17 protein-coding genes are annotated in these 14,309 nt (G+C 53.4%); 2 read left to right on the plus strand and 15 right to left on the minus strand.

Annotated features, from left to right (window positions below; translation table 11 throughout):
* Nucleotides 1–40: 40 nt before the first annotated feature.
* The 12 genes from PCH01S_RS08540 to PCH01S_RS08595 all read right to left on the minus strand — a co-directional run bounded on the left by PCH01S_RS08540 (nucleotide 41) and on the right by PCH01S_RS08595 (nucleotide 10,075).
* A complete protein-coding gene (locus PCH01S_RS08540) occupies nucleotides 41–679 on the minus strand; it encodes a tetratricopeptide repeat protein (protein WP_042228396.1) in 639 nt (212 codons plus the stop codon).
* A gap of 91 nt (nucleotides 680–770) precedes the next feature.
* The gene (gene panD / locus PCH01S_RS08545) at nucleotides 771–1,154 is read right to left on the minus strand and encodes an aspartate 1-decarboxylase (RefSeq protein ID WP_009675514.1); all 384 of its coding nucleotides are present in this window, start codon (nucleotides 1,152–1,154) and stop codon (nucleotides 771–773) included.
* A 4-nt stretch (nucleotides 1,155–1,158) separates the two neighbouring features.
* Nucleotides 1,159–2,040, minus strand: coding sequence for a pantoate--beta-alanine ligase (gene panC, locus PCH01S_RS08550; RefSeq protein WP_042228398.1), 882 nt, complete (start codon nucleotides 2,038–2,040; stop codon nucleotides 1,159–1,161).
* 39 nt (nucleotides 2,041–2,079) lie between these two features.
* Nucleotides 2,080–2,940 (minus strand): 3-methyl-2-oxobutanoate hydroxymethyltransferase, encoded by an 861-nt coding sequence (gene panB, locus PCH01S_RS08555; RefSeq protein ID WP_042228399.1) that lies wholly within the window; start codon nucleotides 2,938–2,940, stop codon nucleotides 2,080–2,082.
* 297 nt (nucleotides 2,941–3,237) lie between these two features.
* Entirely contained in the window at nucleotides 3,238–4,212 is a 975-nt protein-coding gene (locus tag PCH01S_RS08560) for a biotin--[acetyl-CoA-carboxylase] ligase (RefSeq protein WP_042228400.1), read from the minus strand.
* Nucleotides 4,213–4,215: 3 nt separating this feature from the next.
* Entirely contained in the window at nucleotides 4,216–5,850 is a 1,635-nt protein-coding gene (locus tag PCH01S_RS08565) for a CCA tRNA nucleotidyltransferase (RefSeq protein ID WP_042228401.1), read from the minus strand.
* Nucleotides 5,851–5,884: 34 nt separating this feature from the next.
* Nucleotides 5,885–7,063: an N-acetyl-alpha-D-glucosaminyl L-malate synthase BshA gene (gene bshA / locus PCH01S_RS08570; protein ID WP_042228403.1), complete on the minus strand. Its 1,179-nt coding sequence runs from the start codon at nucleotides 7,061–7,063 to the stop codon at nucleotides 5,885–5,887.
* A 2-nt stretch (nucleotides 7,064–7,065) separates the two neighbouring features.
* A complete protein-coding gene (bshB1, locus tag PCH01S_RS08575) occupies nucleotides 7,066–7,782 on the minus strand; it encodes a bacillithiol biosynthesis deacetylase BshB1 (RefSeq protein WP_042228404.1) in 717 nt (238 codons plus the stop codon).
* Nucleotides 7,782–8,204 (minus strand): methylglyoxal synthase, encoded by a 423-nt coding sequence (locus tag PCH01S_RS08580; RefSeq protein ID WP_042228405.1) that lies wholly within the window; start codon nucleotides 8,202–8,204, stop codon nucleotides 7,782–7,784. The genes bshB1 and PCH01S_RS08580 overlap by 1 nt, the downstream gene beginning before the upstream one ends.
* A 115-nt stretch (nucleotides 8,205–8,319) precedes the next feature.
* Nucleotides 8,320–9,126, minus strand: a complete 807-nt coding sequence (gene dapB / locus PCH01S_RS08585) for a 4-hydroxy-tetrahydrodipicolinate reductase (protein WP_042228406.1) — start codon at nucleotides 9,124–9,126, stop codon at nucleotides 8,320–8,322.
* Between the two features lie 33 nt (nucleotides 9,127–9,159).
* On the minus strand, nucleotides 9,160–9,681 hold the full coding sequence (locus tag PCH01S_RS08590) for a tetratricopeptide repeat protein (RefSeq protein WP_042228408.1): 522 nt from the start codon (nucleotides 9,679–9,681) through the stop codon (nucleotides 9,160–9,162).
* 55 nt (nucleotides 9,682–9,736) lie between these two features.
* Nucleotides 9,737–10,075, minus strand: coding sequence for a nucleotide pyrophosphohydrolase (locus tag PCH01S_RS08595; protein WP_042228410.1), 339 nt, complete (start codon nucleotides 10,073–10,075; stop codon nucleotides 9,737–9,739).
* Nucleotides 10,076–10,249: 174 nt separating this feature from the next.
* On the opposite strand from PCH01S_RS08595, the gene PCH01S_RS08600 reads away from it, so the two are divergent.
* Nucleotides 10,250–10,681, plus strand: coding sequence for a WGxxGxxG-CTERM domain-containing protein (locus PCH01S_RS08600; RefSeq protein WP_042228411.1), 432 nt, complete (start codon nucleotides 10,250–10,252; stop codon nucleotides 10,679–10,681).
* A gap of 171 nt (nucleotides 10,682–10,852) precedes the next feature.
* The gene (locus tag PCH01S_RS08605) at nucleotides 10,853–11,731 is read left to right on the plus strand and encodes a YitT family protein (RefSeq protein WP_042228413.1); all 879 of its coding nucleotides are present in this window, start codon (nucleotides 10,853–10,855) and stop codon (nucleotides 11,729–11,731) included.
* Here PCH01S_RS08605 and PCH01S_RS08610 read toward each other — a convergent pair.
* The 3 genes from PCH01S_RS08610 to PCH01S_RS08620 form a co-directional block, all read right to left on the minus strand.
* Nucleotides 11,728–12,597, minus strand: a complete 870-nt coding sequence (locus PCH01S_RS08610) for a sporulation protein YpjB (RefSeq protein ID WP_042228414.1) — start codon at nucleotides 12,595–12,597, stop codon at nucleotides 11,728–11,730. The two genes, PCH01S_RS08605 and PCH01S_RS08610, sit on opposite strands and share 4 nt — an antisense overlap.
* Nucleotides 12,598–12,640: 43 nt before the next feature.
* Nucleotides 12,641–13,300 (minus strand): DUF1405 domain-containing protein, encoded by a 660-nt coding sequence (locus PCH01S_RS08615; protein WP_042228416.1) that lies wholly within the window; start codon nucleotides 13,298–13,300, stop codon nucleotides 12,641–12,643.
* 101 nt (nucleotides 13,301–13,401) lie between these two features.
* Nucleotides 13,402–14,292 carry a menaquinol-cytochrome c reductase cytochrome b/c subunit gene (locus PCH01S_RS08620; RefSeq protein ID WP_042228418.1) on the minus strand — a complete coding sequence of 297 codons (891 nt, stop codon included), beginning with the start codon at nucleotides 14,290–14,292 and terminating at the stop codon, nucleotides 13,402–13,404.
* Nucleotides 14,293–14,309: the final 17 nt, after the last annotated feature.

A 14,309-nucleotide genomic window follows, 5' to 3' on the forward strand; every position in this document is an offset into this window, starting at 1 on the left:
TCAATTCCGCAAATAAGGAGATCATCCGTTCTTATTCTTTTTATTCGTTTGATGCGGAAAAAAGCTCCAGGCAGTCCGGATCGGCATGGTAGGCCTTTTTGAAATACTCAAGCGCCTGTTCCAGGTTCCGGTTCTGAAATTGAATGCAGCCCATCGCGTTGTAAGAGATGGCTTTCATCTGTTTATTTTCGGTGAGTGCCAGAAGAAGGGTAAAGTGCCGGGCGGCTTCCTCGTTGTCTCCCTGGCGCAGATACCCCATGGCGAGATAAGCCCTCGCAAGTAAAAAGTCCGGTTCGCGCGTAAGCAGAGCCTCGAATTCCCGGGTTGCCTGCTCGTACATAAGCAGCATATAAAACCCCTGTCCGCGGATAAACTCCACCGCATCCTTCCCTTCGGCCGAATGAGGCTGAGCCTCTTCGGCAGGCTGCGGCACGTTCTGCAGCTGATTCGAATCGGCGGCTGAGGCTAAAGAGGACGTGACGGACGCGTTTCCGACGGACAGGGTTTTCCCAAGCTTCTCCTCAAAGAGGAGCCAGTGCTCGATACAATCGTCACTAATGGCCTTCAGGGCCCCAAGCTCTTCTTCAAGTTCCGCTTTTAACGCACCTTTTGCATTCGGCAACTGAAGCAAAATTTCATCCAACACTTCATTCATCGTGGCGAACAAATGTTTGAACACTGTGCATCCCCCACCCTTCGGCTTTGCTGTCGTACACTCATTCTGCGTTGCCGAAGGGCTTTTCATACAAGTTCTTTAAGGGTGCCAGACGTTACAGTACAGTTGCATGCATTTCCTCTTTTAACAGCTGGGCCACTTTATTGTTTTCTCCCATAATGGCAACGGTCGGCTTGTGGCGCCGCGCCTCTTCTTCCGTCATCATCGCGTAAGAAATGATGATAACGGTGTCGCCTGTCTGCACGAGCCGCGCCGCGGCACCGTTAAGGCAGATGACCCCCGTTCCGCGCGGACCCGGTATAATGTACGTTTCCAGGCGGGCCCCGTTGTTGTTGTTAACGATCTGAACCTTCTCGTTGGGCAGCATATCGACCTGATCCAGCAGATCCTCGTCGATCGTAATACTTCCGATATAATTAAGATTCGCCTCGGTCACCGTCGCACGGTGTATTTTGGCCTTCATCATTGTTCTGAACATGCGATCACTTCCCCAGGGTTAAAATGGTGTTGTCGATAAGCCGCGTGGCGCCGAATTTGACCGCCAGCGCGACGATGAGCCGCACGGGTACGCCGGCTTCCACCGCTTCCGGCTGCTCCAGCTGCGGGTACGTCAAAACCTCCACGTAATCGATATCGGCGAGAGGAGCTTCTTCGATGACGGCTTTTACGGCGCCGCGGAGGTCTTCCGCCCGAAATGAAGCGTGCTCCCGCACCCAGGCTTCCGCAGCTTTCAATGAGCGGCTCAGAACCAGCGCCTGTTCGCGTTCGTCCTTGCTCAGGAATACGTTCCGGGAGCTCATGGCAAGTCCGTCTTCTTCGCGCAAAATGGGGCAGGCCACAATGTCCACGTTCATGTTCAGGTCCTGCACCATCTGAGAAACGACGGCAACCTGCTGCGCGTCCTTAAGTCCGAAGAAAGCTTTATCGGGCTGAACGATATTGAGCAGCTTGGCAACTACCGTAGTCACCCCGTCGAAATGCACGGGTCGTGAAGCGCCGCAGAGCACCGAAGTGATGCCCGATACCGAAACCGTCGTTTTGACCGGTCCCGGATACATTTCTTCGACCTGGGGCAGAAAAACGATGTCCACGCCGGCTTCTTCCGCCAGCTTCAGGTCACGCTCGGTATCCCGCGGGTAACGGTCCAGATCTTCGGTAGGACCGAACTGAAGCGGGTTGACGAAAATGCTGAGCACGACGATTTCACTCGCTTCGCGGGCCGCTTTGATCAGACTCAAGTGCCCTTCGTGAAGATAGCCCATCGTGGGCACGAAACCGACCGGGGCTTTAAGGGACGCCCCGATCCCGGATTTTTTCTGTTGCAACGTGCTGCGCAGCAAGGCTACGCTTTGAATAACTTCCAACGTCTCTCTCTCCTTCGGGACTAAAGCTAGGATAACCGTTTATTTCACGGCCGTTCCGTACAAATACTGGAGAACTTCGTTGTCTCCTTTAAAGCCGTGCTGCTCGGCCGGGAATTTGCGGCCCTTCACTTCGGCCACATACTGCCCGATCCCTTCGCGGATGGCCAGGCCGACCTGCGCGTAAGCTTTAACGAATTTTTTGGCCGGAGCGTCCGGCTCGTAGCCTAGCATATCGTGAAAAACGAGAACCTGGCCGTCACAGGAAGCTCCTGCTCCGATACCGATCGTCGGGATGGACAGCTTGCTTGTGATCCATTCCGCCAGTTCTTCCGTTACCAATTCCAGTACGATCGCGATTGCGCCTGCTTCTTCCAGCGCTTTGGCGTCTTCCATCAGTTTGCGGGCCTGTTCGGAATTTTTGCCCTGTATGCGGTAACCGCCCAGCACGTGAACCGACTGGGGCGTCAATCCGAGATGACCGACGACAGGAACGCCCGCCTGGGTCAATGCTTTAACCGCATGGGCGATTTCCGCGCCGCCTTCCAGCTTCACGCCTTTGGACAGACCCTCGCGCATAATCCGTCCCGCGTTCTGAAGCGTCGTATCAAGGCTTCCGTGATACGTCATAAACGGCAGATCCGTCACGACAAAAGCCGATTTCACGGCACGTGTCACCGCTTTGGTATGATAAATCATTTCGTCCAGCGTGACCGGCAGAGTGGATTCATGTCCCTGAATGACATTTCCCAGGGAATCTCCTATCAGAATCATGTCTACTCCCGCTTCGTCAGCCAGTTTGGCCGTCAGATAATCGTAGGCCGTCACCATTGAAATCGGTTCCTTGCTCGCTTTCATTTTTTGCAGCTTGACAGTCGTCACCGGTTTGCGCTCTTGCGCCATGTCAATCCCACGCTTTCTTTTTTAATGTGGAAAAAATAAAACCGTGCTTCCGTCCAAGCCTTGACCGGGTTCTAAGCATCAAAAAACCCCTTCAGCAAACAGACTGAAAGGGCGCATAGTCAAAGAATCGTGAATCGTATGATCCTTCTGTCTCGGTCCTTCAGGCTCAGAGCAGAATCAGAAAACACACAAACGTACTTTATGCAATTGTCTAAAGCATTAACCGTATAAGTGCAGTTCCGAAGATACCGCCTTACGGTGACAGTATATCAAAAACCCGGTCTTTTGAACAGACGGTTAGCGTAATTCGACATCGCCGCTGTAAATTTTAACCTTGCGGCCGTCGTCTGTGATCACGGTCAGCGCCCCGCTGTCATCGAGCGAATCCGCCCGTCCTTCCACCGTTTCCTGGCTCGTTTTGACCCGGATGGGACAATTCAGCGAGACGCTCATCGCTTCCCACATGATCCGGATCGGAGCGAATCCGTTTTCCAGATACAGGTCGTACAGCTGCTCCAGCTCATTCAGAAAAGCCGCAATCATCGCCTCCCGCCGAACCGGCGCTCCCGATTCCAGGGCAAGTGAAGTGGCGACCGGTTTCAGGTCTTCCGGGAAGTCGGCTTCGGTCAGATTCGCCGTGATGCCGACACCGATTATGACGTATTTCAGCCGCTCGTCTTCCCCGCTCATTTCAAGCAGAATCCCGCTTACCTTGCGGCCCTTCACGAGAAGATCATTGGGCCATTTGATGCCGATATCGATGCCGCATACCTTGCGGATAGCCCGGCAAAGAGCTACCGCGGTAAGCAGCGTAAGCTGGGGAACGAAGTAAACCGGCACACGCGGCTTCAAGATCAGGCTCATCCAGATGCCCTTCCCTTTCGGCGAATGCCAGTGCCTGCCCATCCGGCCGCGGCCGGAGGTCTGCTCTTCGGCAAAGATCAGCGTCCCTTCCTCGGCCCCTTCCGCGACGAGCCTGTGCGCTTCGTTCATAGTGGATTCTACCTCTTCGCGGACTTCGATGTGCCGGCCCATAAAGCGCGTTTGCAAGGCTTCTTCTATATGAGCCTTCCGGAGCTTGTCAGGCTCTTCTGTCAGACGGTAGCCTTTACGTGTGACGGCTTCGAACTGAAACCCGTCCTGCCGGAGGCTTTCGATATGCTTCCAGACGGCTGTCCGGCTGCAGCCCAGCTCCCGGCTGATTTGCTCGCCGGACAAATATACGCCCGGATTGCTCCGGAACAAGTCTACAATTCGCTCGCGTACCGTCATGAGTCATTCATCTCGCATTTCTGTAGGACGGAAAGCTTCCGTCATTAAAATTTCTAGGATGTTTTCCAGCTGCCCTAAGGCAACCCGCTCCAAAAGCCTATTCAGCGTTTCGCCTATCCAGGGTCCCGCTTTCTGTCCGCTTTGCGCCATCAGGTCGCTTCCGCCGACGGCGAGATCTTTGACACTATAGACCGGCATCACCCGTATCCATGGTTCACCGTTTTCCAGGTAGACGTTAGCTTCCTCCGTCATGAAGCTGAAAAGCTCTTCCAGACATGCTTTATCGGCAGACGTATGCATTTCTTCGTCCGTGGAGAGACCCCCGGAAGCTTCGTACCGACCGGATGCAAGGCGTGGCACCACCTGACTAGGCTGCCCGTGCTTCGCAGACGGCTGAGCGTCTTGCTCCGGGCGCTGGGCTCCCGCGCGGGATGCTTCAAGGCAGTCTGACTCACCTTGAGCCACTGCCAAGCCGGACTGCGCCGATTTCCCGGGCAGCGTCCCATATTGTCCCGTACGCCCGGTGCCCGCGGGTGAAGCTGCTCCCGTTCCGGCCTGCCGTTGCCGCCACGCTGCGCGCAGCAGCCCGGCCGCGCGCAGCCAGCCGCGCACAGCCTCTTTGCCGTGAGCAAGCACGGCAAGCTTGAACCGCGCGGCTGCGCGCTCTTCCGCGGACGCCTGCGCCTCCGGCCGCGGCCTCACCGCCGCATCTTCAGCGTCACCGCTCTGAAGATGCGCGTGCACGGCGAGGATGCGCGTCAGACGCGCGATGTCCTCGCCGGGGAACGTCAGCGCGCGCAGCTCCGCTCTGACGGCTTCAAGCTGCTGCGAACCGATCAGCAGCAGCAGAACCGCCCATCTGTCCTCTTCCGCAGGGATAGAGGACAGATGGGCGATAACCGCCTGCGCATGGGGATGCCCCCATGCGGCGAAGTGCAGCGCGAGCGGCATCTTCGCGTGCCGCCAAAGACCGCTCGCGAGGAGCAGCCCCGTGGCGCGGGCCGGGTCCGCGCCGCCCACCATGCGCTGGAGCTCCGCGCGTACGCGCTCCATCGCGATGTGCCGCAGCAGAGGGGCCTGCCGCAGCAGAGCCTGCCACGTGGCCTCTTCGATCTCGAGGCCGTATTCGGCTGAGAAGCGGATGCAGCGCAGCATCCGCAAGGCATCCTCCCCGAAACGTTCGGCCGCCTCTCCCACACATCTCAGAACGCCTCTATCCATATCGCTGCGGCCGCCGAACGGATCGATCAGGTTCCCTTCGACATCCATGGCCATCGCGTTCATGGTAAAGTCGCGTCTTTTTAAATCTTCTTCCAAATCCGTAATATATTCGACTTCCGCCGGTCTGCGAAATCCCTCGTATTCCGTTTCCTTCCGGAAGGTAGTGACTTCAAAACTGTAAGCCCCCGTCAGAACGGTTACCGTACCGTGCTGAAGTCCCGTAGGCACCGTCTTGGAGAAGGCTTCCATCACCTCTTCGGGTTTGGCCGAAGTCGCGATGTCCACATCCTTCACGGGCCTTTCCAGAACAAAATCCCTGACAAACCCGCCGACAAAATAAGCTTCATGCTGACGGGATTGCAGTTTCTCAAGCACACGGCGCCCTTCTTCGATCATGGTCCGGTTTTTCTCTTCCATCGTATGTACTCTTCCTTCCGTTACCGGAACACGCTTACCTTTCCGCGCAAGCTTGTTTGTCCACCCGGTGCGACGGAGGCAGTTCTTTTCCGAGAACCCGGTAATAGATTTCCTCGTACTGCATCGTAATCCAGTCATTGCAGAAGGTCGTGCGGGCACGGTTCAGACATGCCGCCGACATTTTTTCGTACTGCTGCGGATCGCTGAGCAGTTCCACCGCGTAGTCCGCCATCTTCTCCGTGTCGCCGATTTCCGCTAGAAAGCCGGTCTCGCCGTGCGTCACCAGCTCGGGAATTCCGCCCGCTATCGAACCGACAGTCGGTACTCCGCATGCCATCGCTTCCAGGGCGACAAGTCCGAAGCTTTCTTTTTCCGAAGGGAGCAGCATAACGTCCCCCAGAGAGATAAGCTGCGCGACATCATCCTGTTTGCCGCAAAAGTTGACCCGGTCGCTAAGGCCTAGTTCTTTCACGTACGAAATCACTTTGGAGAGCTCGGGACCTTCCCCTACAAATAGAAGACGACTCGGGATTTTTTCACTGACGCGCTTGAAAATATCGACCACGTCCGTGACCCTTTTGACCGGCCGGAAATTCGAAATGTGCAGCAAAATTTTCTCGTCGTCCCGGGCGAATTCTTTGCGAAGCGACTTCACGTCCCGCGGGTAATACACCCGTTTGTCCACGAAGTTGTAAGTCAGATCAATGTCGCGGGAAATATCGAGCGTTTCTCTCGTTTCCGCGATCAGATCGTTGGAAACGGCCGTAACCGCATCGCTTTCGTTAATGGCGTACCGGATCAGGTCGCTGATGGACTGATCTTGAGCGAGTACCGTAATATCCGTCCCGTGAAGGGTCGTAACGACCTTCAAATCAGGTCCTACCATCTGCTTGGCCAGCAGAGCGCAAACGGCGTGGGGGATCGCATAATGCACATGCAGCAGATCCAGCTTCTGCATCTGCGCGACCTGCGCAAGCTTGCTCGCGAGGGACAAATCGTAAGGAGGGTAGCGGAAAACGTAATAATCGCTGACCTCAACCTCGTGATAATAAATATTGCGGTGAAATTTACCCAGCCTGAAAGGCATGCTGTGCGTTATAAAGTGGACCTCGTGGCCTTTTTCCGCGAGCAGCTTGCCGAGCTCCGTCGCAACCACTCCGGAACCTCCCAGGGTAGGGTAGCACGTGATTCCGATTTTGAGCTTATCGTTCATGCTCAGGTTCCTTTCTTGGGTAGAAAGTATTGAAGTGCAACGGGCAGCTTAGACATAAACCCTTCCGCATAAGCCATCATCCGCTTCTGTCCGAGCAGCGCGTCTCTTGCTTCCACGCGTTCCACGTAATTACGGTTCAGGGGGGTCAGCACGATGTCTTCCCCGACCTGCGGAGGCGTGAATTGGGAACGGTAAGCCTGCAGCACTTCTTTCTTGCCGGGATAGGCGTCCGAGACATCCACTACGATGTCCGGATCAATGGTATCGTTAATAAAATAAAAGAATAGGCTCTCGACTTGAAAAGCTTCCGTTTCAGGCAAATATCGTCTGAGTTTGGCATTGAAAACCGCTTCCTGCACCAGATAAGAGCATGCGATATGATCGGGATGGCGGTCTTCCCAATAAGGAGCAAAGACGATTTTCGGCTTTCTCAGCCGGATTTCCTCCGTAATCGCGTCAATCTGATCCTTGGAACCGGCCGATAAGCCCCGGTCGGGAAGTCCGAGATTGGAGCGGAGCACGATTCCCATCGCTTCCGCCGCTTTGTTCGCTTCCTCCAGCCGGTTTTCAGGCGTTCCGTTCGATGACATTTCCGAGCGGGTCAGATCGCACAAGCCGACCTTATACCCCGCTTTTGTGTGCTTCAGGATCGTACCGGCCATTCCGATCTCCGCGTCATCCGCATGTGCTCCGAATACGAGGATATCCACCGTCTCCATTAAGCTTCACCCGGCTTATACTTGTGGACAAGCTCGCGCCAGGCGAAATCCCCTCTGTCCAGAGCACGGACAAGAAGCTCCGCGGTTGCGATATTCGTTGCGACGGGGATCCCCATTACGTCGGACAAACGGAGCAGCGCAATGATATCGGGTTCATGAGGCTGAGCCATCAAAGGATCCCGCAGGAAAATAATCAGGTCCATCTCGTTTTGAGCTACCATAGCACCGATCTGCTGATCTCCGCCAAGGGGGCCTGACATAAACCGGTGGATCGTCAGACTTGTATTTTCCATAATTCTTTGGCCCGTGGTTCCGGTTGCGAAAAGCTTGTTCCCGTCGAACACATGCTCATAGGCGGTCACGAAATTGACCATCTCGTCTTTTTTGCGGTCGTGGGCGATTAAGGCAATATTTAAGCTCACTGGTAAACTCTCCCTTCCCTGCCTTCAGGGGGTCTGCTGATATGTATGGTTCGTAGAGAAGCACGATAAATAAATAGTAGTAATTAGGAAGTCCGATTGAAAGAATGAAGAACAATCAGTCGATAAAATGTTCGAACCCGTAGATCATGCCTTCATAGGTCATCACTTTATGCACGGCCGTATTTACGCCTGGCATATAAGCCGCGCGCTCATAGGAATCATGCCGGATTTTGAGCGACTCCCCGTACGCCCCCATAATAACTTCTTGCTGGGCAAAAACACCCGGAAGCCGGACGCTGTGGATCCGGAAGCCGTTATAATAAGCTCCGCGCGCTCCTTCAAGCTGCTCCTCTTCTTTGGGATTTCCTTGCCGGAACTCTTCCCGGTTCTGGGAGATAAGTTCCGCTGTTTTCACGGAAGTACCCGATGGAGCATCAAGCTTCTGGTCTCCGTGATATTCGATGATTTCGAGGTGCGGGAAATATTTGGCCGCCTGTGAAGCGAATTTCATCATCAGAATAGCGCCGATGGAGAAATTGGGGGCGATCAGTCCGCCGATTTTTTTATCCTTGCATTGTTTGTCCAACTCTTCGATATCTTGGGTCGTAAAACCCGTCGTTCCGATTACCGGTCTGACACCATGACGAATAGCTAGCGCCGTATTGGCGACAGCGCTCTGAGGTCCGGTGAAGTCTACCAGAACGTCCGCTTTGCTTTCAACCAAAGCCAGCTCCAGATCGTTGGACATTTTAACGCCGCAATCCGGAAGACCCACCAAAGACGCGGCGTCTACCGGACCGGAGGACCGGTCAACGGCAGCCACCAGCTTCAAGGAGGAATCTCCGAGTACCATTTTTACCACTTCACGGCCCATTCGTCCGCTTGCTCCGGCAACCGCTACATTAATTACTTCCTGAGTCATCACATATACCGCCTTTCTTATCTTGTGCAGTGTTTAAGGTTTCAAATACTGGCGCAGTTTCCTGCGGTACTCATCCAGCAGTCCCGCTGCCGCCTTGTTCAGCGGTTCGAGGCGAATGGCCTCTTTGGCCGCGTGTACGGCCAGATCATAGTCGTCTGCCTCCGCGTACGCGGCGGCAAGCTTCAAGTAGGCTTCAGCACTCAGCGGATCCAAAGCAGCCGCCTGCTTCAGCAGACCGATCGCGGTTTGAAGCTGTTCTTTTTCCCGGCTTTGATCCAGACACTTGTCCGCTTCCGCAATCAGAACTTTGGCTTTCAGCGTAGTCAGATGATACTGATAAGCTTCGCTTTCAGGTTCCAGCTCATAAGCGGCAACCGCATGATCAATCGCTTTTCCGAGTTTTCCGCTCCTGGCGAACGTAATCGAGAGCTTATAATGGTAGGAAGCGTTGTCTGGCTCCGACAAAACAGCCTTTTCGAACCATGCGATCGCATCTTCGAAATCATTGTTCAAAATAGCCTCGTAAGCCTTCTGAATTTCCTGTTCCCCATCCATTCGTCCATCCTCCTTCCGCCCGCAACAGAGCCGGGGATGGTACAGCATATGAGGGTTAGTCGGAATCGGTGTGTATTTTCGTCCACCTGTCCGCATCACGTGTGTTGAATTTCTTCATCACTTTATCGTGCGCTTCCGTTAAATCAATGCCAAGCGAATTCGCGAAGCAGATGGTAATAAATAAGATGTCGCCGAGCTCCAGCTCTATCGAGTTTTCTTCTTCGGATGCCTTTTTGGGTTTCTCACCGAACTGATGATTGACTTCCCTGGCCAATTCCCCGACTTCCTCGGACATTCTGGCCAGCATGGCAAGAGGACTGAAATATCCCTCTTTGAATTGCGATATGTATGTATCCACTTCCTGCTGCAGATCCTTCATTGAACGTTCCGGCATAATACGGCCTCTCTTTCCTTCCAGCCTAACTTCAATCTTATCAACATCTTATTATAGACTCGTTTTTATTGCAATTTTCGATTTTCGGACAACACTTTCCTTGTATGACATTTAGGGTAGAGGGAAAACCAAAGATAAGCAGCAAACGAAGCCAACCAGGAAGGCGGGAATCAGATGAAACGGCTGTACAGTTTTTTACTCTGCGTTATGATGTTTTTGACCGTTAGCGGTACCTGCATCGCACAATCCGCTGAGCGCGGCATAAAAGGAGAACCCGGAACGCTCGGTTACCCGGATCAAAAGCCCTCATCTTACGGAACTCAGCAGATCAAATCAGGCATAAGCGGCTCCACCGGAACGTCCGATCCGTCTCAGTATTCAAACGGCGGCGTAGGCACAAGTCTGCCCCAGCCTCCATTAAACCCTGTTCCCAAGCCGGGAGACTATCCTCCATCCAAAAAGTACAACGTCAACCTGATGCCGTTCGATTCCAAAGTATCGGATTCCGCGAGGAGAGACGATCCGACCTGGGACTGGCTGGGCTTCATCGGTGTGCTCGGTTTAGCCGGATTTATCGGCAAATACCGCAAAAAAGAATTTTATTAGCGTCCTCTCTACCTATGCAAAAAAACAGGCCAAGGAAAGGAATCCGGCCTGTTTTTCCCTATGATCCGCAGAAACAATCAAGTCGCCTCCGGCGCCCGGATGACAACGGACCCGAATTTCATTACAATAGGATTGGTGATTAGTGGCAAGTCAGGGAAGGAGGAGAAAACAATGGCACTGGCATTAAAAGATAAGACAATGCCGTATTTGAAGCAGTTCTTGCCGATCGCATTCGGAACCGCCATCTTTTCGTTCGGAGTCCATTATTTTGTCATTCCCAATGAGTTGATGGAAGGCGGGCTCACGGGCATATCGCTGCTTCTGCACTATATTTTCCTGCTTCCGCCTTCCGCGACGACGCTCGTTCTGAATGTGCCTCTCTTTTACTTGGGATGGAGGCATTTCGGCTCTAAAGCTATGGTCTACACGATTTTCGGTTCTCTTTCGTCTTCGTTTTTCTTATGGGTGATGGAAATCATGATCGGAAAAGGATGGATTATCCCTTTTGCCACCAAGCAGGATTATTTGCTTGCCGCCTTATATGCGGGTTTTACGATAGGCTTGGGACTCGGAATCGTATTCCGTTTCGGGGGAACGACCGGGGGATCGGATATTCTTGCCCAACTGGGCAACAAGTGGAAAGGATGGAGTGTCGGGCAGGTCATCCTGCTGATCGACCTCATCGTTATCGGCACGTCTTTACTCTACATACCGAAGGAAAAAGTACTCTACTCGCTGGTCAGCGTGTTTATCGGCTCCAAAATGATTGATTACATCACGGAAGGCTCGCATTCCGCCAAAGCCTTTACGATCATTACCAATGAAGCGGAAAACGTGTCTCAGGCGATTCAAAAGGAATTGGACCGGGGCGTCACTCTTTTTCCGGCTAAAGGGGCTTTCTCCCGTCAAGAGAAAGAAGTGGTCTACTGCGTGGTCTACCGACAGGAAATGCGGCGGCTCAAGGAACTGGTTAAATCCATTGACCCCACCGCATTCATTATTATCAATGAAGTGCACGAAGTATTGGGAGAAGGCTTCAAGGTTGACTAGAAGCCTTCTCTATTTTTATGCCGGACGGTATCGTAGCCGGGCTTTAACCGGAACATCCGCCAGCCGGCAAAGAGCAGGACGCCGATAATGAACGCGCCGACGACAAGCGACCAGAATACGGGCTCCTGCGTGTCGGGCAGCGGCAGGAAAGCTTCACGGTCGGAGCGGCCGAATATCCCGTCGATTGTCCTGCCGAACTCTCCCGAGGCTTGAAGTAAATTCGTTTTGTCCAGTGCCGGAGCGGCCAATCCCTTTCTCATAAACATGAGCAAGGAATCCAGCTTCTCCACTTCCGCAGGAGCACGGCTGATCAGCAGCGCCGGTCGGATGGTCGACATATGCCGGTACAGCTTGTTGTAGTCCAGTAGAGCTTCAAGCTTTTTTCGGGCCGCTACATTCGTCTCAATCCGTTTCAAGTCATCTTTGATAAGCTTGTAGTACTGGAGCCACATGGGCTGTCCCCGGTGAGTGAGCGCGTCGGCGGCCAGTCTAATCTTGGCGGCGGCAAAGCGCCCTTCATCCTGGGAAAAGGAAACAGAGGCATAAGTTTTCTTCGCCCCCGTAATCGTTTCCGTCAGTGCATGCAAACCTTCTATCGTAATCGAACCGTCATACGTCAGCTTAGTCGCAAGTTCTCCGAGCTGTTCGAGTTCGATTCTGGCTTCCGTCGTTTTCCCCTGTTCCGACAGCTTGTACAGCTCCTCTGCGGCTTCATTCAAGGATTCAGCCGTCTTCATTTGAACCGGAGTCATCGATGCCGCGGGAACTGCTTCTCTCGGGGCCGGCCCACAACCAACCGCCGCCGAAGCGAAGATTGCCCATGCTCCGAGCAATCCGATGATCCGCTTGCAAGAACTAAACAACATGTGGACATCCCTCCTACCACATCATATGGAGGGATGTCCACATTTAGACCTTGCGGAGCCGGTGTTTTTGATAAGGCAGACAGGCAAGAGCCGCAAGAATGCCTGCTGCGCTTAATCCGATGGTAAACCACTGGATCGTGTCCAGATGCGGCATTAGTACCTCGGAAAGTCTGGGAAAGATCCCTTTCGTATAGTCCATCCAATCGTTCGCAAATGCCCAGACAGCCACCAGCAGCACGGCGGAAACCGAGTAAGTCATCACTGAGGCGAATAAAAGCACTTCAATCGCCATACCCAAATGAGAAAGAGTAAGCATCCAATCCTGCCAGGCGACGGGGTCTCCCAGCGCATAACCGGACCAGATCATGGCTACGGCCCAGATGCCGTATTTAAAGGAAGTCACGAGACCGAACGCTTCAATAAATCCCCGCAGCAGTGACCGTTTCCCCAAACCGACTCCGGTCGTCCGCTCATCTCTTAACAAATACAGCAAGGTTAGCGTAAAAAACAGGCTTGCCGTCGGACTATCCGGAACAAAGGGCAGGTACCAGGCAGGCTCGAAATCATACGTATCTATTAACTGATATTTATACCAGTAGTAGCCGTAAACGGTTCCTAAAGCATTAATCCAAAACAGCAGCCATAGCATAGGCCGGCTTCTCAAGAGAGTAAGTGCCTGATGCAGGGTGGCGTTATTTCTCATCGTTCTGCTCCCCTCGGAAATCCGGCTAACGGATCTCTTGCGTACATTTCGTTTTACAAAAAAACCTGACCGTCTGCGTACGGTCAGGTTCTTAGACATGCTTATTGGGCTTTCTTTTGTTTAGCAAGCCAGTCAGCCAGTTTGTCCAAATCGGCATCGGTTAACCCTTTGGCGATGTTGTCTTTATACTGAGGCTGCATGCCCCCCTGGCCGTTCTTGATGATGTTCATGATCTGTTCCTTATCATGCTTGTCGCCCACACCGCGAAGTGCCGGGATTCCGTTGTTCGGCATCCCTTTCAGGTCGCCGCCATGACAAGATACACAGGTCGCTTTCTTGTAAATCTCAGCTGCCGGGTCGTCCGCTGCGACGACGCCTGCCGCTTTCTGCTGCTGTCCGCCACCGCCGGAAGCGGCGCCTCCGGCTGCTTTCTTCTCTTTCATTTCTTCTTCACGTTTGATGTGCTCCGGAATCGTGTTAGTCGCTTTCAATTCCAACTGGTAATGGTGCCAGGAGGTATACGTCAAGTATGCGGAAGCGATTAACGTCAGAAGCGCCAGAGAAGAAGCGATCGGGCGTCTGTAAAACCGGCGCTCTTTCCCTGTATCCAGGAAAGGTGCCAGAAGAAGTCCGCCGAACATCAGTCCGGGTACGATCAGCGTACCGATAACGACGTACTGATCCGATGTATACGGATATTTCAGCAGTTGGTACATAAACAGGAAGTACCAGTCCGGAATCGGAATAAAGGATGTGTTCTTAGGATCAGCCGGGTAGCCGAGCGGCGCCGGTTCTGAAATAACCAGACACAATACACCGACCAGAAATACAACGGCAACCATCCATTCTTTCAATAGAAAGTTCGGAATGAACGCTTCGGATTTCCCCGGATAAGACGAATAATCCGGAGGTACGGTGTTTTTTACTGTTTTCTTAACACGAGAATCGCCTACATAGACGACTTTCTCGCCATCTTTTTGTCCGTGAGCCACTTAAGTACCCTCCTTTC

Origin of the sequence: Paenibacillus chitinolyticus NBRC 15660 (genome assembly GCF_000739915.1) — a bacterium.
Lineage (GTDB): Bacteria > Bacillota > Bacilli > Paenibacillales > NBRC-103111 > Paenibacillus_F > Paenibacillus_F chitinolyticus.